This is a genomic window from Streptomyces sp. JLBJ103, assembly GCF_058215575.1.
Genome location: NZ_CM177089.1, coordinates 6,983,101 through 7,001,406, shown reverse-complemented (window position 1 = coordinate 7,001,406; position 18,306 = coordinate 6,983,101). Strand labels below are relative to the sequence as shown.

The following is an 18,306-nucleotide window of genomic DNA, read 5'->3' as shown; positions in this document are numbered from 1 at the left end:
GCCCGCCCGGGGCCCACGGTCATGTGGTCACTTCGCGGCGCAGACGACCTCGACGAAGTGACCCACCTGCTCCTCCGGCAGACGACGCGCGAGATCCGCCTCACTGATCATGCCGACCAGGCGACGGTTCTCGATGACCGGAAGCCGCCGGATCTTGTGCTCCTCCATGGCCCGCAGGACTTGGTCCGTGTCGGCCGCCGCATCGATCGTGATCGGCTTGCCCTGCTCGAGCATGCCCGCGGTCATCGTCTTCGGGTCCTTGCCCTTGGCGAGACACTTCACCACGATGTCACGGTCGGTAATGATCCCGTGGAGCCGGTCGTCCGGCCCGCAGATCGGGAGAGCTCCGATGTCCAGCTCACTCATCCGTCGCGCCGCGTCCGCCAGCGTCTCGTTCTCCTGGACGCAGGTGGCACCGCTGTGCATGATCTCCCGTGCAGTGGTCATGACCGTCTCCTTCGAGCCTAGTGATCCGCGCGGGGAGAGCTTATGGAGCCGGGCCCGCCCCGACCGGTACTCCCTCAGCCCAGTGTGGATTCTTCGCATCCCGTGCGCATGCCGGGAAGATCCGAAGACCGGCGGCCAGGTCACACTGTGGCGCTCGCCCGTGTCCCGGAGCGACGACGTTCTCAACGTCCCCGGGCTTTCGGTGCGCCCGTTGGTGGGCGTTCCGGTCTCAGCCGTGCTTGGAGACGCATGACGACATGGCCGAGGCCGGACAGAACGCAGGCGATCGCCAGGTCGATGAGCGGAAGTGGCTCCGTACCCAGCAGGTCCCGCAAGGCGGGCAGATAGACACCGGCTGCCTGGAGGCTCAGTGCCGCGCCTACGGCGACCAGCAGGAACGGGTTGGCAAGGCTTCCCGGGCGAGCCCGGGAACCCAGCGCCACGCCGAGCTGCGTGGCACCGAGGATCAGGAACATCATGGACTGCCAGGGGCGGCCGGTCTCGCGCGCCCAGACGCCGGCCGCGAGGGTCACCGTGGCGACGAAGGCCCCCATGAGCAGGATCCGCGGCCACAGTCCGGCACCCAGCACGCTCTCCTCCGGAGGCCGGGGCGAGTGGCGCATCGTCTCCGGGGCGACGGGCTCGGCGCCGAGAGCGACACCGGGCAGGCCGTGGGTGAGCAGGTTGATCCACAGGATCTGCGCGGGGAGCAGCGGCAGTGGCATCCCCAGGAACGGACCAACGAGCATGACCAGGATCTCCGCGGTGCCCCCGGCGAGTGCGTAGAGCAGGAACCGGCGCACGTTCGCATAGACACGGCGCCCCTCCTCAACGGCCGACACGATGGTGGCCGGGTTGTCGTCGGCGAGCACGAGATCAGCCGCCTGGCGTGCCACCTCGGTGCCGCGCCGCCCCATGGCGACGCCGATGTCGGCCCGGCGCAGAGCCGGGCCGTCGTTGACACCGTCGCCCGTCATCGCCACCACGTGCCCCGCCCCGCGCCACGCCTGAACGATGTCCAATTTCTGTTCCGGCGTGGTCCGCGCGTAGACACGCACGCCCGTCAGGTCGCCCGCTGTGCCTTCCCGGATGCGCTCGCCAGTGGTGACCTCCTCATCCCGGGAAGCAATGCCCAGCCGCCCGGCCACGGCCCGTGCGGTCAGCGGATGGTCACCGGTGATGAGTACGGGGACGATGCCGGCCCGCTTACAGGCGGCCATCGTCGTCTCCGACGCGCGCCGGGGCGGATCCAGGATGCCGACGAGACCGAGAAGCGACAGGCCCGACTCCCACGTCCGAGGCCGTTCCGCCGGTTCCTCATGGTCGGCCGACGCGACGGCGAGCACTCGATACCCGCGGCGTGCCAGCACCTCCGCCGAAGCCGCCGCCCGGGCGAGCACGTCCGAGCCCTCGGCCAGAACCTCCGGCCGGAGAAGCGACTCCGGCGCTCCTTTGCACGCGACCCACACTCCGCCCTCCGGCCGACGGTGCACGGTCGTCATGCGTTTGCGCCCGCTGTCGAACGGAATCTCCTCCACCCGCGGCATCTTGCGCTCCAGCGCCTCCCGGTCCAGCCCGAGGCGGGCCCCGGCCACGAGCAGGGCGGCCTCCGTGGGGTCGCCCAGGGCGCGCCATTCCGCGGAGCGGTCCGACGGTGGCTCCAGCGCGGCGTCGTTGCACAGCATCGCGCCCCGCAGCAACGCGGCCAGGTCGGGCGCATCGCCCGGGGTGACCGTCTCGCCGTCGCGGACGACCCGGCCCTCGGGTTCGTAGCCCGTACCCACGACTGTGGCCTCGCCGCTTGGCGTCCACAGCTGCTCGGCGGCCATCCGGCCCTCGGTCAGGGTGCCGGTCTTGTCGGTGGCGATCACCGTCACAGAACCCAGGGTCTCCACCGCGGGCAGCCTGCGGACGATCGCCTGCCGATCCGCCATTCGCCGTGCTCCCAGCGCGAGAGCGAGCGTCACGACAGCGGGAAGGGACTCCGGAACGGCAGCGACTGCGAGGCTGATCGCCGCCACGATCATCAGCTCCACGGGCTGTCCGCGCACCAGCCCGAGCGCGAGAACGACGGCACACAGCGCCACGGTGACAGCTGCCAGAACCCGGCCGAAGCTCGCCAGCCGATGTTGCAACGGCGTCAGGCCGGGCGCGGCGCCCATGAGGGAAGCGATCCGGCCGAGCGCGCTCTCGGCTCCGGTGGCGGTGACCACGACGCGTCCTCGACCGCGGACAATGACCGTGCCCGCCGACACCGTGCCGCGCGATGCGTCGCTGTCAGGGGCCTTCTCCACCGGAACGGACTCGCCCGTCAGTGAGGACTCATCCGCCAGCAGCAACGCCGCGGCCTGCACGTCTCCGTCCGCGGGAACGATGTCTCCCTCAGCTACCAGGACCAGTTCAGCGGGCACCACCTCGGCAGCCGGGATGGAACGTTCCTCGCCGTCCCGTACCACCCTCGCGGCGGGGGCACTTATGGCAGACAGGGCCATGACCGCGGCCTCTGCCCGTACCTCCTGCACGACGCCGACCACGGTGTTCACGGTGATCACGAGCAGAATCACGGCGGCATCGGAGAGATCGCCGGTGGCGATCGTCAGAGCGGCGGCCACGAGCAGTACCAGGATCAGCGGATCGCGCAGCTGCTGAAGCACCCGCCGCCACACGGGGGTCCGTCGCTCCTCCGGGATCTCGTTGCGCCCGTAGAGTTCCAGTCGCCGCGCGGCCTCGTCCGACGACAGGCCCACCGCTGCGGGTGTTGTGCTCCGGAGTTCGTCGCCGTCCGCATCGGGCCTCCGGCTGCCCCTGTACTGGTTCACTGCCTCAGCGGAGCCGCATCCGCACGTCCACGCAGCTGGGCGCTTTGCGCCGGAGTGGCGATGACGGCGGCCTGGATTCGCCATTCCGTACCGAGCTTGGCCACTACGCGCGAGATCTGGTTCTCGACCGCCTTCTCAGCGAGGTCGAGCCACTGGCCGATCTGCCGACCCGGAGTGTCAGAGCCGGGCCTTTCGCTCTTTGCCATCAACCGCTCCCGTGGGGTACCGAGCCAGCGCCCCTGCCATGACCTCTTCAGCGGGACGCCCCGTGCCGAAGGACAGGCGGCCTCCCTCGTAACGCTCCCGCAGGGACGCATGGATCAGACGCAAGGGAAGCCCGTGGCGTGCCGCTCCGTCCATCGCCCAGTCGACCGCTGGCAAGCTGAGATCCGATCCATCGACACCCACGACCAGCGGGAGCTCCATCCTTCCCACCGCCTTCTTTTCGGCCACTGAGAGCGTCCCTGTGAATACCGTCGCACCACACGAGGTCCACCGCGACATGCGGACCGGCTCTCAGGGGGACCTTCGGCCAGGTCGCACCGCGCCGGTTCGGGGCGATGGTGGAGTCATACGGCCCGGTCGGCCCACCTTCGTGCCCTCTCAGACCCTGGGGCCGGGCGCCTTCTCGCCGGAGGCTGTAGCTGAGGGCAGGACAAGTGGCCGGAGAAGGCCCCACCTGGAGAGGGAAAGCTATCGATGAAGCACAGCAAGATCGGCAACCTGATGGTCAGCGACGTGGTCTCGGTGATTCCGCAGACCCCGTTCAAGGAGGTCGCCAAGCTGCTCGCGGTGCACCGGATCAGTGGTCTGCCCGTGGTCGACGCCAACGACAAGGTGCTCGGGGTGATCTCCGAGAGCGACCTCATACTCCGGCAGGCGGACGTTCCGCCCGAGCCGGGACCTATCCGCAGCGCACGGCTGGCCTGGCGGACACCGCCGACCGGTGGCGCCGACACCGCAGGCGACACGGACACCAAGGCGCACGCGATGAGCGCCGAGGACCTGATGTCGCAACCGGCGATCACCGTCCAGGCCAACGAGACGGTCGCCGTGGCCGCCCGCACCATGGCACAGCATCGCGTCGAGCGGCTGCCCGTGGTCGATGAGAAGGGCCGCCTGGTGGGCATCGTGACCCGCCGCGACCTGCTTCAGGTCTTTCTGCGACCGGACCCTGACATCCGCCGGGAGATCGTCGACGAGGTCCTGGACCGGACGCTGTGGGTGTCCCCCGGCGCGGTCAACGTACGGGTGATCGACGGTGTGGTCACCCTCGAAGGACAGCTGGAGCGGTTCAGCGAGATCCAGGTCGCGGTCCGGTTGGCGCAGCAAGTGGACGGGGTGGTCTTCGTCATCGACAGGCTGACGTACCGCTATGACGACTCCGGCTCACGTCCTGCCCGGCAGACGCCACCTCCTGTCCAGAACGACGCCGGGCGCGGCGGCGTCCATCGGGAGAGGTCACCGTGATCACGCGGAGTGGTTTCTTCAGGCCACTGCCCGAGGAACAGCGCGGTCGGCTCATGTCACTCTCCCGTGAGGTGTCCTTCGCAACAGGCGTGGTCCTGGCTGACCCCGCCCCAGCACTGGCACCTGGGGGACGAGGCCGGCAGGCCGGTGCGCGCCTGCGCGTTCGATGTGTCCGCGGTCCGTGAGCTGCGCGGGAAGGCCCCCGCGCTGGACCGTGCGCTGTACGCCTATGTCGCCGGGTTGATCGCAGACCGGCCCAGGGCTGACAGCCGACCGCTGCTCGATCTGTATGCGCCCTACAGCGCGGGCCAGGTGCCCTGACGAGGGAGAGGAGGAGGTCTGACGTGCCTGAGACTCCGCACATCGTGAGCGATGTGATGTCCCTGCCGGTCGCAGCCGTCGGGCGGGACGTGACCTTCAAGGAGATCGTGCGGATCATGAAGCAGTGGAAGGTCAGCGCCCTGCCGGTACTGGAGGGCGATGGTCGCGTCATCGGTGTCGTCTCCGAGGCCGACCTGCTGCCCAAGGAGGAGTTCCACGACAGTGCCCTGAACCTCATCCAGCAGCGGCAGCGCCTGACCGACCTCGCCAAAGCGGCAGCAGTGTCCGCGGAGGAGCTCATGAGCACCCCTGCCGTCACGGTGCATCCCGGCGCCACCCTGGCGCAGGCCTCGCGGATCATGGCCGTGAAGCACATCAAGCGACTCCCCGTGGTCGACGACGAGGACATGCTGCGCGGTTTCGTCAGCCGTGCCGATCTGCTGAAGGTCTTCCTCAGGCCGGACGAGGAGATCGAGGAGGAGATCCGCCGCACGGTGGTCGCCTTCCTCTTCCCCGCCTTCAGCCACGCCATCCACGTAAACGTGAACGAGGGAGTTGTCACCCTCCGCGGACAGATCAGCGACACCTCACTCATCTCCGCTGCCGCGCGTCTCGTCCGCGCCGTGGAGGGCGTCGTGGACGTCGAGTCCCATCTCACCGGCGAATCAGCGCCACCGGAAGGCGCGCGATAGCAACTCCACCCCCCGGATGACTCGCCGGGTATGACGGAGACGCGGGCGCTGACCCCGAGCGGTGCGACGGCGGCCAAGGGGTACCCGGCGTGGAACCGTCAGTCACAGGAAAGGCGGTGGGGACGATGGAGCTCCCGCTGGTCGTGGGCGTCGACGGATCGGACTCCAGTCTGCAGGCGGTGGACTGGGCCGTGGACGAGGCGGCGCGCCACGGGTTGCCCTTGCGCCTGGTGCACACCTCCCGATGGGAGCGCTACGAGGAAACCCTCCCCTCCTTCGGCACCGAACGCCCCTCGGGGGAGGTGCTGGCCGAGCACATCGTCGCCTCCTGCGCGGAACGCGCCCGGCTGCGGAAGCCGGATGTGAAGGTGTCCTGCGAGGTGATTCCCGATGACGCGGTGGATGCGCTGCTGGAGGAGAGCCGCCAGGCTTTCGCCGTGGTGACGGGCAACCGCGGCCGAAGCGAGCTGCCCGCGATACTGCTGGGGTCGGTGAGTCTGGCGGTGGCGGCCCGGGCCGTGTGCCCGGTGATCGTCGTCCGCGGCGCGGAGCGAAACCGCAACGGGGAATGGGGAGCGGTGGTCCTCGGGGTCGGCGACCTCACAGAGGACTCGACGGCCGTACGGTTCGCGTTGCGCGAAGCGCAGGTGCGGGGCGCCGAACTGGACGCCGTACGAGCCTGGCGCCGTCCGGCTCACGAATCCGTGAACCAGCCACTGCTCATGCGGGAGGCCGGGTCCCTCATCCGTGAGGAGCAGGCATCGGCGATCATCAGTGACGCATTGGGCCGGGTGGAGCGCGACCCCGACAAGACCGCCTTGCGACGCGATGTGGTCGAGGGGCCCGCGCACAAGGTTCTCCTGGCCGCGTCGGAACGCGCAGACCTGCTGGTTGTCGGTGCCCTCAGGCCCCATGGCCACCTCGGGCTACAGCTCGGCCGGGTCAGCCATGCCGTGCTGCACCACGCCGCCTGCCCGGTCGCAGTCGTCCCGCAGCAGGTATGACCGCGAGCGTCCAGGGCGTGTTCAGGCTCGGCGCTGCCGTCCGGCGGCACGCAGTCGGCGCAGGTAGGGGTCGTGGGCGTGGCGGGGCAGGATGCGCAGCCGGACGTCGAGCGCGACGACGCCGTCGGGGCGGACCACCACCGGGTTGAGGTCGGCCTCGGCGAGCTGCGGCAGGTCGCAGGCCATCCGGGACAGCCGCAGGAGAAGCTGTTCCAGCCCCTCCAGATCCACCGCCCTGCCGCCCCGATACCCGAACAGTAGCGGGGCGCAGCGCGGCGACGTGATGAGGGTGTGCACATCGCGGTCGGTGAGCGGGGCGAGTCTGGCGGCGTGGTCGGCGAGGAGGTCGGTGGCGGTGCCGCCGAGGCCGAAGAGCACCAGCGGGCCGAACACCTCGTCCTGGACGACTCCGGCGAACAGCTCGGTGCCACGGTGTGCCATGGGCTGCACCAGCGCCCCGGTCATGCGATCGCCGAAGCGTTCCCGCAGGTCACGGTAGGCGTCGCGGACCTGGTCCGCGCCCTGGAGGTCCAGCAGCAGCGCACCCTGGTCGCTCTTGTGCACCAGACCGGGCCAGTACGCCTTCAGGGCCACCCTCGCGTCCCCTTCAGCAAGGTGCCGGAGGGCCGCCGCGGCGGTGTCCTCGTCCTCGGCCCAGGCCCAGGGCAGCTGGGGGATGCGGTAGTGGTCGAGCAGGGCGGCGCAGTCACGGGGATCGAGCCATCCGCCGCCGGGGTGGTGGGTGAGGAATTCCTCCACGGTGGCCGTGGCCCCGCCAGGGTCGATCCCTGACAGCGGCGGGATGCTGCCTGGCGGTTCGGCACGCCAGCGGGCGTAGCGGGTGGCGTGAGCGAGGGCGCGGGCGGCCGATTGGGGCTCGGCGTAGGACGGGATGGTGCATGCGTCGGCGCTCGGGAGCAGGCGTACGAAGGCCTCCTGGTCCAGGAGGACCGCAGCCACCGGGCGGGGGCGCGGGCCCGGGGTCCCGGTGAGGGCCAGCAGGGGGTCGTCTTCGGTGCCGGTGGCCAGCGCGGTGGGGACCAACACCACCAGCACCGCGTCGACGGCTCCATGAGCGGCGAGCCGGTCCACGCAGCCGCGCATTCCATCGGCGGTCACCGCGGCCGTGGTGTCCACGGGGTTGGTGGTGGCCGCGCCAGGCGGGAGGAGCGCCCCGAGTTCCTCGGCAAGGGCGGCGTCAAGGGCGGGCACGTTCAGCCCCGCCTCCGTACAGGCGTCGGCGGCGAGCACACCGGCGCCCCCGGCATTGCTGACCACCGCCACATCGGCTCCCTGGGGCAATGGCTGGGTGTACAACAGAGCCGCGGTGTCGACCAATTCGGCGATGCTCCGGGTGGCGATGATCCCGGCCTGGTCGAAGAGCGCCCGGCGGGTCATGGTGGGGGTGGCCGCGGCTGCGGTGTGCGAGGCGGCGGCGCGCCGTCCAGCCTCGGAGCGGCCCGCGTCCACGGTGAGGACGGGCATGGTGCGGGCGACGCGTCGCGCGGTGCGGGAGAACGCCCGCGGGTTGCCGAAGGACTCCAGGTGGAGCACGGCGAGGCGGGTTCCCGGGTCGGCCTCCCACCACTGCAGCAAGTCGTTGCCGCTGACGTCGTACTTGTCACCGAGCGAGACGAAGCTGGACACACCGATGCCGAGGCGGCCGAACCGCTCCAGCAGGGCGATACCGACGCCTCCGGACTGCACGGCGACACCGGCGCACCCCGGCAGCGGGGGGTGCGCGGCGAATGTGGCGTTCAGGCGCGCCTCGTCCGCCGTATCGGCGATACCCAGGCAGTTGGGGCCGACCAGGCGCATCCCGTGGCGTCGGCATGCGGTGAACAGCGCCTCGGCCTGGTCGGCGTCGAGCCCGGCCGCCAGGACGACCAGCGCCCGCACCCCCCGGACGCCGCACTGCTCGGCCACTTCCGGGACCGCCGCGGCGGGTACGGCGAGCACGGCGAGGTCCGGTGCCCCGGGCAGCGCCGCCACCGACGGGTACGCCGGTGTCCCCCCGACGACCGGGGCGTGCGGGTTGACCGCGTACAAGGTTCCGCGGAATCCGCCGGAGCGGAGATTTCCGAGCACGGCACGTCCGACGGATCCGGGGCGGCGGCCCGCCCCGACGACGGCCACCGAGCGCGGCCGCAGCAGCGGACGCAGGCTGGCCACATCTGCGATCCGGCCGCGCCGGTCCACTGCTGAGAGATAGCGCTCGTGCTCCTCCAGGTGCACGGTGCAGCGGACGTCGGTGCCGTCGAAGTGCCGTGAGGTCCTCAGTCCCAGATCGGCGAAGACCTTCAGGACCTCGTGGTTCTCGGCGAGCGCCTCGGCGGTGAAGGTCGAGATCCCCGCGTCCCGGGCGGCGTGGACGAGGTGTTCCAGCAGCAGGGTGCCGATGCCCTGTCCGTGGTGGCCCTCGGCGACGGCCAGCGCGATCTCCGCGGAGTTCTGTTCACCTTCGGCCGGGGGAAGGGCGGTGTATTCGGCCACGCCGACCACGCGCTCGCGCGCCACCGCGACGAGCGCCTGGTAGCCGTGGTGGCCGGGCGCGCAGATACGGTCCGCTGCCGCGTGTGCGTAGCGCGGGTTGACTGCGAAGAACCGCAGCCGCAGATCCTCCGGCGACATCTCCTGATGCATGCGCAAGACCTCGTCCCGGTCCTGTGGCAGCGCGGCACGTATCTCGACGGTGGTGCCGTCGGCGAGCAGCGCGTGGACAGTGTCGGGTCGGTGCGACGTGTCCGTCATCCGTGGCTCCCTCCGCTGTCGGGCGAGCGGCCCTCCGAGCCGGCCGGCCGGCTCTCCGGCGCCATCAGTGCGGCGGCGTGGTCGGGCACATAGGTCTGCAGACGGCGCGGCGGCCGCTCGTAGCCGGTGGGCGGGGGGCGGTCCGGGAGCCGGAGGTCCGGCAGGTGGACATCGCCGTACGGAACGGTCGACAGCAGGTGCGCGATCATGTTGATGCGGGCCGATCGCTTGTCGTCGCTCTCGACGACGTACCAGGGGGATTCGGGGATGTCGGTGCGCGCGAACATCTCGTCCTTGGCCCGGGAGTACGCCTCCCAGCGTGTGATGGACTCCAGATCCAGTGCCGAGATCTTCCACCGCCGGGTGGGATCGCTCAGCCTGGAGTGGAACCGCTGCTCCTGGACGGTGTCGCTCACAGAGAACCAGTACTTGCGCAGCAATATTCCGTCGTCGACCACCATGCGCTCGAAGACCGGACATTGGTGCAGGAAGCGCTGGTGTTCCTCCCCGGTACAAAAGCCCATGACGCGTTCGACGCCGGCGCGGTTGTACCAGCTGCGGTCAAAGAGCACGATCTCGCCCGCGGCGGGGAGCTGCTCGACATAGCGCTGGAAGTACCACTGGGTGCGTTCGCGCTCGGTGGGCACCGGAAGGGCGACGATCCGCGCGATGCGCGGGTTGAGCCGCTCGGTGACCCGCTTGATCGTGCCGCCCTTGCCTGCCGCGTCCCGCCCATCGAAGAGCACCACGAGCCGCTCGCCCTCGGCCCGCACCCACTCCTGAAGCTTCACCAGCTCGATCTGGAGACGGCGCAGTTCTTCCTGGTACCGGGCCCGGGGCAGACGGCCGGGCTCGCCCTGGTTCCGCGGCGTGCCGTCCTGCGGTGTGCTGTGCGGCATCCACTTCCCTTTCGACGTGCTGCCGACCGTGCGTCATTCGTGGGGGACGACCGCGACGGGGCATGCGGCATGGTGGAGCAGGGCGTGAGCGACATGGCCGAGGCGCGGGCCCAGGGCGGACCGGGGCGTGTGCCGGCCGACGACCACCAGCCCCGCTCCCGCGGCTGACGTCAGCAGCACCTCCGCGGCGTTGCCCATCTCGACATGCTCGGTCACCGGCACCTTTGGGTACTTCTCCCGCCACAACAGGACGGCCTCGCCCAGCCGTTTCCGCTCACGGAGCTCGATGCCACCGGCCTTGCTGAGGGCCCGCAGCGACGCCGGGCCGTACTCGGACACCCCCGGCAGCTTCCAGGCCCGTACGGCGCGCACTCCCGCGCCTCGTGCCGCGGCCGTGGCGAACGCGAACTCGATCGGTGCGGCCGACTCGGGCGGATCCTGGATACCCACCACCGCATCTCCCCCTGAGGCCCCGGGCGTCTGGCCGCTCCTGCGTCGCACCAGCACGACCGGGCACGCGGTCCGGCCCAGCACCTGCAGCCCGGTAGACCCGAGCAGAAAGCCGGCCACGGCACCACGGCCCCGCGAGCCCAGCACCAGCATCTCCGAGTCCGCGCCATGGGCCACCAAAGCCGGGACTGCGGTCTCCGGCACCAGCTCGGTGGAGACCGACACGTCCGGGTAACGGGTGGCCAGGTCGGCTTCCGCATCGTCCAGGACCTGCTGTGCCCACTCCTTGCGGACCTCGGGAGCCTGAGCGGTCCGAGCCGTCTGCGGCGGCAGCGTCCAGGCGTACACCAAACGCAACGGCGTATGACGCCACCGCGCCTCCCGCGCCGCCCAGTCGACAGCGTCCGGGCACTCGGGCGACCCGTCCAGACCTGCGGTGATGGGCTGTGTGGTCATGCGGATCTCCAGCATCGGTGGCCGATTCCGCGCGAGGCCCACGGGAGTACGGCGCCCGGCGGACCCTGTCGTGGGACCGCCCTGGTGTGTGCATCACGGGCTGGCGCCATCGCGGTCACTCGTGAGGGATGACGGCGACCGGGCAGGCCGCGTGGTGTACGGCCGCCTGTACCACGGGGCCGAGGTGGGGGCCGAGGGCAGGCGGGTGCTTTCGCCGTCCGACCATCAGCAGATCGCGGTCGGCCGCTGCCCGTACGACGGCCTGGGCCGGGCTCTCCACGCGGACCTCGTCGATGACCCTGACCCGGGGAAACTTCTCCCGCCACGGCCGCAGAACATCATCCAGTTCCTCTCGCACACGCTGCTCGAGATCATGTGCGGCCTCGGCACCCACGCCCCGAGCGCCGTGGGCCCGGTCCGGTTTCCTTCCGTGGACGGCGTGCAGTGGCACGCCTCGCGTGAAGGCTGTGACGTAAGCGAACTCCAGGAGGTTGTCCTGCGGACCGTGCAGACTCAGCCCCACGACCACATGCCCCTGGCGTTCCTCCGCCTGCCGGTCCGCGCGCACCAGTACCACGGGCCGCTCCGCCCGGGTGACGACGTGCAACCCGATGTCGCCCAGGAAGAAGCTCGCCACCGGGTCCAGCCCCCGCGATCCGAGCACCAGCATCCGGGACCGCGCGGCGGCGTCGAGCAGGGCTTTCTCGGGCTCGTCCGCGACCATGTCCTCGATGATGGTCAGGTCGGGGTGGAGCCGGGCCAGCTCGGCGTGCGCATCGTGCACGATGCGCTTCGCCCAGTAGTTCTGGTCGTCCGCAGCCGGGCTGTCGGGAGTGGGCGGCGACAGCAGGATCCAGGCGTGGGTCAGGCGCAGGGCCAGTTCGCGCCGCTTCGCCTCGTCGGCGGCCCAGTGCGCGGCGGTCAGGCTCTCGGCCGAGCCGTCGAGGCCCACGGTGACCACTTGTTCCATGGCAGTGCCCCGTCTCCCGGAACGTCTCCGCTCGGCGAGTACCCCGAAGCGGCACAACCACCACGCGGATATCTCGAGCGCCTGCCCCGCTGTCCCGGCACTGTCGCCGGCTACGCGGCAGTGCCACTCGCGCCGGTGTCATCGGTCTCGTAAAGGATGTGCTCCGTGACCGACACCACCCCGTCCACGCTCCGGCACAGCCGCACGAGGACCGGGATCAGGCTCCTGGTCTCCACCGATCCGTTCAGCGTGACCTCGCCCTCCCGCACCTGGACCGTTACGGCCGAGGGAGCCAGGCGCAGGGTCCGTAGCAGCAGGTCCCTCTCGATCTCGTCCTGGATCGCTTCGTCGTGGCGAAGGAAGATCCGCAGGAGGTCACCACGGCTGATGATGCCGAGCAGCGTGCCGGTCTCGTCCACTACGGGAAGCCGCTTGATGTGCCGGTCCGACATCAACCGAGCCGCCTCGACGACCGACCACTCCGGACGCGCGCACACCGCGGGCGACGACATCAGTTCCTCCGCCCTCGCGCCCTCCGCCTTCGCGCGTTCCCACGCCTCCAGATGCGGAATCGGCAGACGTCCGGACGGGTCGGCCTGACCGGACGATTTGCGCAGCAGATCGGCCTCGGACACCACTCCGATCGGGTGTCCCGAACCGTCCACGACCGGCACGGCGGTCACATCGTGCTCCGTGAGGAGGCCCACGAGTTCCTTGAACGGCATATCCCGCGGGGCCCGGACCACCGGGCGCGTCATGAGCTCTCCGATCGTTCTGTGGTGCATGCAGCGCTCCTCTCGGGACTCACGGCAGGTCGGCCGATGTCCTCCCATCGAGCCTGTCAGCTCGCCGCCACGGCCGAGTGAGCCTCATGGCCCCCTTTCCCAGCCGCTCGGCCCACACCGGGGCCGTCCGGCCCCTGGCTCGAGGACTTTCCGCCCCAAGGACACCACCCGCGCGGGGTGACACATTGGAAGTCAGACAGAGAGGTGGGATGTCGATGCGTGCTCACGTCGGCGACCAACTGATTGTCGAGAGCCCCACCACCGGTGCCACCAAACGGGACGGTGAGATCGTCGGGGTCCACCATGACGACGGGACACCTCCCTATGACGTTCGGTGGTCGGACTCACAGCAGGTCACCCTTGTGTTCCCGGGTCCGGACGCACACATTCACCACATCGTGCGCGGGCCGGAAGGGCAAGCCGAGGCGCTGGGCGACCGCGGATCCTCAGGGGCGCCCCAGGGTGCGCTCTCCGAAGCGGTGGTCACTGCTCTGGTGCGGGACGCCACGGCCGCCCCCTCGATGCACAACGCCCAGCCCTGGCGGTTCCGGTACTTCCGGCGCAACCGCGTCTTCCAGCTGAGGGCCGACCTCCGGGGCTCTCTGCCGCACACCGACCCCGAACTCCGCGCCCTGCACATCGGCTGTGGTGCCGCGCTGATGAACCTGCGGGTCGCGGTCGCACACGAGGGCCGGCAGGCGGTGACCCGGCTGCTGCCCGACCCCGGCGACCGGATGCTGCTGGCCTCGGTAACGCTGACCGGCCCGCTCGGCGACGAGGACGATCCGGCGGCTTTGTACCCCGCTGTGCACACCCGGCACACCAGCCGGTACCCCTTCGCCGAGAGAGCGATACCCGATTCCGTGCGCACCGCTCTCGTCGAGGCCGCGCGAAAGGAGCGGGTTTCGCTGGACTTCCCCTCCGGCTGGCATCTGCAGTCGGTGCTGGACTTGATGCTGGAGGCCGAGGCCCGCAACCTCACCGATGCCGACACCGCGGCGGAACTGGCCCGCTTCACCCGCAGGGCGGACGATACGGGTCCGGCCACCGAAGGAGTCCCGGAGTCCGCCTTCGGGCCCCGCCGCCGGACCGGCAAGGCGCCCGTGCGGGACTTCGCGGGCGGCAGAACGGTCCCCGGCCGCCCGACCGCCGACTTCGAGACCACCCCCCACCTGGCCTTGCTCAGCACCGCACACGACCAGCCCGAGGACTGGTTGCGGACCGGTATGGCGGTGGAACGGGTACTGCTGACGGCCACCCTCGAGGGGCTGGCCACCTCGTTCGTCACCCAGGCCCTCGAATGGCACGAACTGCGCTGGCCACTGCGCGACCCGACCTCGGGCATGGCCTATGTGCAGATGGTGCTCCGGCTGGGGTACGGCCGCCCCGGTACGCAAACCCCCCGACGGCCCGTCCAGGACGTGCTGGACATCGAGCCGTAGGCACCACCCGCACAGCCCCGGAGAAATCACTCTCAGCCGGTGCGGGGGCCCTCGTCCGGTCCCACACCACGGAAATGGCATTCGGCATCGACAACACCTTCCACGGCCCGGGTCAGCCGCGCCGCCACCGGGATCAGCGCGGTGTCCCGCAGCTGTCCGCTCAGGGTGACAACTCCGTCGGCCACCCGGACGCGAACGCTGGTGTTGCCGGGGAACAGGTACGACACCACGGTGCGCCGGACCTCCTCCTCGATGTCCTCTTCCGGACGGAGGAAGACCTTCAGCAGATCCCCCCGGCTGACGATGCCCCGCAACATCCCCTCTGCGCCGACCACGGGAAGCCGCTTGACCCCATTGACAGCCATGATCCGCGCCGCCTCGGCCAAGGTGGCGTCCGTATGCACCGTCACCGCCGGGGAGCTCATCAGCTCCTCCGCCACCACCCCGCCGGCCTTCGCCAGGTCGGGGAGGCGTCGTACCTGCTCGAAGCGGTCCGGATCGGTGTCCCGGAATTCCTCCTTCGGCAGCAGATCCGCCTCGGAGACGACACCGATGACCCGCCCCTCGCCCTCCAGCACCGGCACGGCACTCACATGCCACTGGCCCAAGGTCTGCACCAGCTCTTTGAAGGGCGCGTCACGCCCCACAGCGACCACCGTCCGTGTCATCACATCACTCACGATGTGCGGAGTCTCAGGCACGGCACTACCTCCTTCCTCCCCCTTCGCAGGGCGCTCTCTCTCCCCACCAGTGCCAGTGTCCGGCCTCCGGCTGTCTGCCCACCACCGGAGACCAGTCCAGTCAGCAGACTCGGGGCAGTTGCTCGCCGAGCGGCAGATCCACGATCCGGCTGCCGCCGAGGCCAGTGCGGGCCGCGCAACGTCGTACAGACCCAAAAGGTCGCGAGCTCGCCAACCAGAGAAGGTCAAGCGGCTCCCGGTCGGCGAGCGGAAAGACGGCAATGAGAAGGCCGGAAAGAGCGCGAAGGCGCAGCTTGAGCAGCTGAGCGAGGGCGAGCTGTACGAGCAGGCGACCAACCTGGCCATCCCCGCCCGGTCCGAGATGAACCCACATCAGCTGATCCAAGTCCTCGGCAAGGCTGCCACTCCTGACAGGGATGGCTTTCAAAGCCGCTCCGCCGACCTGCTTTGTTGCATGTCTGCGATCGAACCACACAGCGATGCGAGCAAGCCGGTCAGGAGGTGAGGATGGAGATGCCGTCCCCGAGCAGTTTCAGCCCGAGGACGAAAAACAGGACCGCCATCACGGCGCCATTGTGCTGAGCTGCCCAGTCTTTCCAATTGCCGAGCGTGGTCCTGGCTCGCTCTCCCCCGAGCAGGAAAGACTCCCAGTGGGGCCAGCAGGCCGAGGGTGGCGATCAGGACGAAGATCGCCAGAGATGCGATCTGCTGCCCCACCGGCAGGCCGGCCGAGCCGATCGAGGCCCCCGCGGCCACGGTCAGCGGGGCGTTCTTGGCGTTGAGCGCGGCCAGGGCCAGCCCGAGTGCGAAGACCTTGACCGGCGTGAGGCGGTCGATCGCGCTCATCCACCTCGGCAGCCGGGCCCGCGAGGGATCCTTTGGGCGCCGGTGCCATTGCCGGACGCCGAAGAGGACGAGGAACAGGCCCAGGGCGAGTTTGAGGGCTCCCACCCAGGTGGCCGGGTGGTTGTGGGCGGAGGCGCCTGCGGGGGAAGCGATCGCCAGCATCACCGCGCCCAGCACCGAGAGTCCCAGGATCCAGCCGATGGTGAAGAGGACTCCGTTGAGACGTCCCCGAGGCGTGGCGAGTATGAGGATGACGGCGATGATGGGGAGCGGGCTGACAGCGACGGCGGACGCTAAACCCAGTACGTCACCGAGAACTGCGCCCATGGTTGACTCCGCATGAGGTCAGGATAGCGATCCGGTTGAGCAGGGCTTGACGCGAGCGGGGTCCCGACCGCCTCGGCGGCGCAACGGGTCGGTGTGCGATCGGCTGCGCCACTGTCTCCACGGCCGTGCGCAAGTGGCTGCCCGGGAATCGTGACGACGACGTACTCGGCACGTCCCACCCGTTCCATCTTCCTGCGCATGGCCGGATCTGTCCTCGGGAGCCTCTAGGGACGGGAGGGACCAGGCCGGACTCCGCAGTGCCGGAGTTTCCCGGCTGCAACGACAGGTGCAGCCCAGTCACCGCGCCCCGATCGGCCAGGCAGGTCGGATGGGGTCTGTAGCGAGTTCACTGTCTTCACCGAGATCAAGCCGGGTCATGCGGATGCGTTGCGTGAGGATCTCGCCGCGATGGCCGACGCGGCGGCTGCCGAGAGGACTCATGCGGCCTGTCGAAGACCCCTCCAGTCAACGCACTGCTGTCGAGCTACTGGACGATGGGCGCGGTCCGGCACGGGGACTACATCGCCAAGGTGCGCATCACCCCCGCCCCGTCCTCCGCCGCCGCGGTGGTCCGGCGCACCATCGACCCGACCTCCGCGCAGGAGGTCTTCCGGCCGGCCCTGCAGGCGGACGGGAAAGCCGCCCCGGGTCTCCAACGAGGAGATCGCCGACCAGGCGGAAGCGCATGCCGATGTGCTGATCCCGTTCGCGAGCGTCGACCCCGGGCGCGGGGCCGCCGCCATCCGGATGGCCAAGCGCCTGATCCGGGACCACGGTGTGCGGGGCTTCAAGTTCCACCCGAGTGACCAGGGCTTCTTCCCGAACGACCCGACGGTTTACCCGCTCTACGATGTCATTCAGGAGGCTGGGTTGCCAGCGCTCTTCCACAGTGGTCAGACCGGCGTCGGCGCAGGTCAGCGGGCAGGCGGCGGGATCCGGCTGAAGTACTCCAACCCGTTGCACCTCGACGACGTCGCCGTCGACTTTCCCGACATGCCGATCATCATCGCTCACCCGTCCGTACCGTGGCAGGACGAGGCACTCTCCATCGCCGCGCACAAGCCGCAGGTGTACATCGATCTGTCCGGCTGGTCGCCCAAATACTTTCCGCCGCAGCTCGTCGCACAGGCGAATTCGCTACTCAAAAGAAAGGTTCTTTTCGGTTCCGATTTCCCGGCGCTTACTCCAGAACGCTGGTTCGCGGATTTCGAGAAACTGCCGATCAAGGATGAGGTCCGACCGTTGATCCTCAAGGAGAACGCCGCCCGGTTGTTCGGGCTGTCCGGCTCCGCTCAGGAGAAGGGCGAATGATCGGCATGGACATGTCCTTCAGCACCATGTGGGAAGCGGTGGCCCGGATACTGCCCGGCGCGGTGGCGATCTCCGAACCCGGCCGCGACTACACCTATGCCGAGTTCGACGATCGCGCCTCACGTCTGGCAACCGCTCTTGAGGTGCCGGAGTCGGTCCCGGCCGTACCGTCGCCTGCTATCTGTACAACAGCGCCGCCTACCTGGAAACGGTGTTCGCCGCGCTGAAACTCGGCGCCATCCCCGTCAACGCCAATTACCGCTACACCGAGCAGGAACTGTCCTCCCTCCTTGAGGACGCGGACGCCGACGCGCTCGGCGGAGCCCTCGCCGGAAACGTGGCACACGCCGCCGAGCACGTCTCCACACTCCGGCTGCTGGTGCGCGTCGGAGACCTGCCTGCCGGCGGACCCTCTGGGCCGCAGGCGCCGACTCTGGAGGACGTCCTCGCTGTCACCGCGCCCAGGCCGGCCACCCCTCGCCCCGGAACGGACCGCCTGTGGTGTGCCACAGCGTCGGCTGGGCGGGGATCGCGGGCGGTCGGCTGACCGGAGCTGCGAAGATCATCGCTGAAGTCCTCCTCGTCCGGCGACTGCCTTGGCGTCGCGGGACTTCG

18 protein-coding genes and 2 pseudogenes are annotated in these 18,306 nt (G+C 69.9%); 8 read left to right on the top strand and 12 right to left on the bottom strand.

The window, feature by feature from the left end; translation table 11 throughout:
• Positions 1 to 27: 27 nt before the first annotated feature.
• The 4 genes and pseudogenes from AC4BEG_RS30675 to AC4BEG_RS30660 form a co-directional block, all read right to left on the bottom strand.
• Entirely contained in the window at positions 28 to 447 is a 420-nt protein-coding gene (locus AC4BEG_RS30675; RefSeq protein ID WP_490702911.1) for a CBS domain-containing protein, read from the bottom strand.
• A gap of 182 nt (positions 448 to 629) precedes the next feature.
• Positions 630 to 3,266: a cation-translocating P-type ATPase gene (locus AC4BEG_RS30670; RefSeq protein WP_490702910.1), complete on the bottom strand. Its 2,637-nt coding sequence runs from the start codon at positions 3,264 to 3,266 to the stop codon at positions 630 to 632.
• Positions 3,263 to 3,472: a hypothetical protein gene (locus AC4BEG_RS30665; protein WP_490707349.1), complete on the bottom strand. Its 210-nt coding sequence runs from the start codon at positions 3,470 to 3,472 to the stop codon at positions 3,263 to 3,265. The genes AC4BEG_RS30670 and AC4BEG_RS30665 overlap by 4 nt, the downstream gene beginning before the upstream one ends.
• A 34-nt stretch (positions 3,473 to 3,506) precedes the next feature.
• A pseudogene (locus AC4BEG_RS30660) lies at positions 3,507 to 3,692 on the bottom strand (universal stress protein); the annotation flags it as partial.
• Positions 3,693 to 3,965: 273 nt separating this feature from the next.
• On the opposite strand from AC4BEG_RS30660, the gene AC4BEG_RS30655 reads away from it, so the two are divergent.
• From AC4BEG_RS30655 to AC4BEG_RS30640, 4 genes are all read left to right on the top strand, one after another.
• The gene (locus AC4BEG_RS30655; RefSeq protein WP_490702909.1) at positions 3,966 to 4,736 is read left to right on the top strand and encodes a CBS domain-containing protein; all 771 of its coding nucleotides are present in this window, start codon (positions 3,966 to 3,968) and stop codon (positions 4,734 to 4,736) included.
• A gap of 66 nt (positions 4,737 to 4,802) precedes the next feature.
• Positions 4,803 to 5,057 carry a hypothetical protein gene (locus AC4BEG_RS30650; protein WP_490702908.1) on the top strand — a complete coding sequence of 85 codons (255 nt, stop codon included), beginning with the start codon at positions 4,803 to 4,805 and terminating at the stop codon, positions 5,055 to 5,057.
• 23 nt (positions 5,058 to 5,080) lie between these two features.
• Positions 5,081 to 5,749, top strand: a complete 669-nt coding sequence (locus AC4BEG_RS30645) for a CBS domain-containing protein (RefSeq protein ID WP_490702907.1) — start codon at positions 5,081 to 5,083, stop codon at positions 5,747 to 5,749.
• A gap of 125 nt (positions 5,750 to 5,874) precedes the next feature.
• A complete protein-coding gene (locus tag AC4BEG_RS30640) occupies positions 5,875 to 6,753 on the top strand; it encodes a universal stress protein (RefSeq protein WP_490707262.1) in 879 nt (292 codons plus the stop codon).
• 21 nt (positions 6,754 to 6,774) lie between these two features.
• Here AC4BEG_RS30640 and AC4BEG_RS30635 read toward each other — a convergent pair whose 3' ends face one another.
• The 5 genes from AC4BEG_RS30635 to AC4BEG_RS30615 all read right to left on the bottom strand — a co-directional run bounded on the left by AC4BEG_RS30635 (position 6,775) and on the right by AC4BEG_RS30615 (position 13,064).
• Complete coding sequence (locus tag AC4BEG_RS30635; protein WP_490702906.1) at positions 6,775 to 9,504, bottom strand: bifunctional acetate--CoA ligase family protein/GNAT family N-acetyltransferase; 2,730 nt, start codon at positions 9,502 to 9,504, stop codon at positions 6,775 to 6,777.
• Positions 9,501 to 10,403, bottom strand: a complete 903-nt coding sequence (ppk2, locus tag AC4BEG_RS30630) for a polyphosphate kinase 2 (RefSeq protein WP_490702905.1) — start codon at positions 10,401 to 10,403, stop codon at positions 9,501 to 9,503. Before ppk2 ends, AC4BEG_RS30635 begins: the two co-directional genes overlap by 4 nt.
• Positions 10,404 to 10,436: 33 nt before the next feature.
• A complete protein-coding gene (locus AC4BEG_RS30625; protein ID WP_490702904.1) occupies positions 10,437 to 11,309 on the bottom strand; it encodes a universal stress protein in 873 nt (290 codons plus the stop codon).
• 115 nt (positions 11,310 to 11,424) lie between these two features.
• Positions 11,425 to 12,279, bottom strand: coding sequence for a universal stress protein (locus tag AC4BEG_RS30620; RefSeq protein WP_490702903.1), 855 nt, complete (start codon positions 12,277 to 12,279; stop codon positions 11,425 to 11,427).
• A 110-nt stretch (positions 12,280 to 12,389) separates the two neighbouring features.
• On the bottom strand, positions 12,390 to 13,064 hold the full coding sequence (locus AC4BEG_RS30615) for a CBS domain-containing protein (RefSeq protein WP_490702902.1): 675 nt from the start codon (positions 13,062 to 13,064) through the stop codon (positions 12,390 to 12,392).
• Between the two features lie 215 nt (positions 13,065 to 13,279).
• Here AC4BEG_RS30615 and AC4BEG_RS30610 point away from each other — a divergent pair, with 215 nt between their 5' ends.
• Positions 13,280 to 14,506 carry an Acg family FMN-binding oxidoreductase gene (locus AC4BEG_RS30610; RefSeq protein WP_490702901.1) on the top strand — a complete coding sequence of 409 codons (1,227 nt, stop codon included), beginning with the start codon at positions 13,280 to 13,282 and terminating at the stop codon, positions 14,504 to 14,506.
• 32 nt (positions 14,507 to 14,538) lie between these two features.
• Here AC4BEG_RS30610 and AC4BEG_RS30605 read toward each other — a convergent pair whose 3' ends face one another.
• The 3 genes from AC4BEG_RS30605 to AC4BEG_RS30595 all read right to left on the bottom strand — a co-directional run bounded on the left by AC4BEG_RS30605 (position 14,539) and on the right by AC4BEG_RS30595 (position 16,380).
• Complete coding sequence (locus AC4BEG_RS30605) at positions 14,539 to 15,207, bottom strand: CBS domain-containing protein (RefSeq protein WP_490702900.1); 669 nt, start codon at positions 15,205 to 15,207, stop codon at positions 14,539 to 14,541.
• Positions 15,208 to 15,307: 100 nt separating this feature from the next.
• Complete coding sequence (locus AC4BEG_RS30600; RefSeq protein ID WP_490702899.1) at positions 15,308 to 15,634, bottom strand: hypothetical protein; 327 nt, start codon at positions 15,632 to 15,634, stop codon at positions 15,308 to 15,310.
• Positions 15,631 to 16,380 carry a GAP family protein gene (locus tag AC4BEG_RS30595; RefSeq protein ID WP_490702898.1) on the bottom strand — a complete coding sequence of 250 codons (750 nt, stop codon included), beginning with the start codon at positions 16,378 to 16,380 and terminating at the stop codon, positions 15,631 to 15,633. The genes AC4BEG_RS30600 and AC4BEG_RS30595 overlap by 4 nt, the downstream gene beginning before the upstream one ends.
• Positions 16,381 to 17,010: 630 nt before the next feature.
• Here AC4BEG_RS30595 and AC4BEG_RS30590 point away from each other — a divergent pair.
• The 3 genes and pseudogenes from AC4BEG_RS30590 to AC4BEG_RS30580 form a co-directional block, all read left to right on the top strand.
• A pseudogene (locus AC4BEG_RS30590) lies at positions 17,011 to 17,691 on the top strand (amidohydrolase family protein); the annotation flags it as partial.
• On the top strand, positions 17,688 to 17,918 hold the full coding sequence (locus AC4BEG_RS30585; protein ID WP_490702897.1) for a hypothetical protein: 231 nt from the start codon (positions 17,688 to 17,690) through the stop codon (positions 17,916 to 17,918). The pseudogene AC4BEG_RS30590 and the gene AC4BEG_RS30585, both read left to right, overlap by 4 nt.
• The gene (locus tag AC4BEG_RS30580) at positions 17,873 to 18,238 is read left to right on the top strand and encodes an AMP-binding protein (RefSeq protein WP_490707261.1); all 366 of its coding nucleotides are present in this window, start codon (positions 17,873 to 17,875) and stop codon (positions 18,236 to 18,238) included. Before AC4BEG_RS30585 ends, AC4BEG_RS30580 begins: the two co-directional genes overlap by 46 nt.
• The last annotated feature ends 68 nt before the right edge of the window (positions 18,239 to 18,306 follow it).

What these genes read in the sequence shown, in the direction of transcription:
- AC4BEG_RS30595 (WP_490702898.1), bottom strand. Translation starts at nt 16,380, where the DNA reads ATGGGCGCAGTTCTCGGTGACGTACTGGGTTTAGCGTCCGCCGTCGCT.
- AC4BEG_RS30640 (WP_490707262.1), top strand. Translation starts at nt 5,875, where the DNA reads ATGGAGCTCCCGCTGGTCGTGGGCGTCGACGGATCGGACTCCAGTCTG.
- AC4BEG_RS30615 (WP_490702902.1), bottom strand. Translation starts at nt 13,064, where the DNA reads ATGCACCACAGAACGATCGGAGAGCTCATGACGCGCCCGGTGGTCCGG.
- AC4BEG_RS30635 (WP_490702906.1), bottom strand. Translation starts at nt 9,504, where the DNA reads ATGACGGACACGTCGCACCGACCCGACACTGTCCACGCGCTGCTCGCC.
- AC4BEG_RS30625 (WP_490702904.1), bottom strand. Translation starts at nt 11,309, where the DNA reads ATGACCACACAGCCCATCACCGCAGGTCTGGACGGGTCGCCCGAGTGC.
- AC4BEG_RS30655 (WP_490702909.1), top strand. Translation starts at nt 3,966, where the DNA reads ATGAAGCACAGCAAGATCGGCAACCTGATGGTCAGCGACGTGGTCTCG.
- ppk2 (WP_490702905.1), bottom strand. Translation starts at nt 10,403, where the DNA reads ATGCCGCACAGCACACCGCAGGACGGCACGCCGCGGAACCAGGGCGAG.
- AC4BEG_RS30665 (WP_490707349.1), bottom strand. Translation starts at nt 3,472, where the DNA reads ATGGCAAAGAGCGAAAGGCCCGGCTCTGACACTCCGGGTCGGCAGATC.
- AC4BEG_RS30620 (WP_490702903.1), bottom strand. Translation starts at nt 12,279, where the DNA reads ATGGAACAAGTGGTCACCGTGGGCCTCGACGGCTCGGCCGAGAGCCTG.
- AC4BEG_RS30610 (WP_490702901.1), top strand. Translation starts at nt 13,280, where the DNA reads ATGCGTGCTCACGTCGGCGACCAACTGATTGTCGAGAGCCCCACCACC.
- AC4BEG_RS30585 (WP_490702897.1), top strand. Translation starts at nt 17,688, where the DNA reads ATGATCGGCATGGACATGTCCTTCAGCACCATGTGGGAAGCGGTGGCC.
- AC4BEG_RS30675 (WP_490702911.1), bottom strand. Translation starts at nt 447, where the DNA reads ATGACCACTGCACGGGAGATCATGCACAGCGGTGCCACCTGCGTCCAG.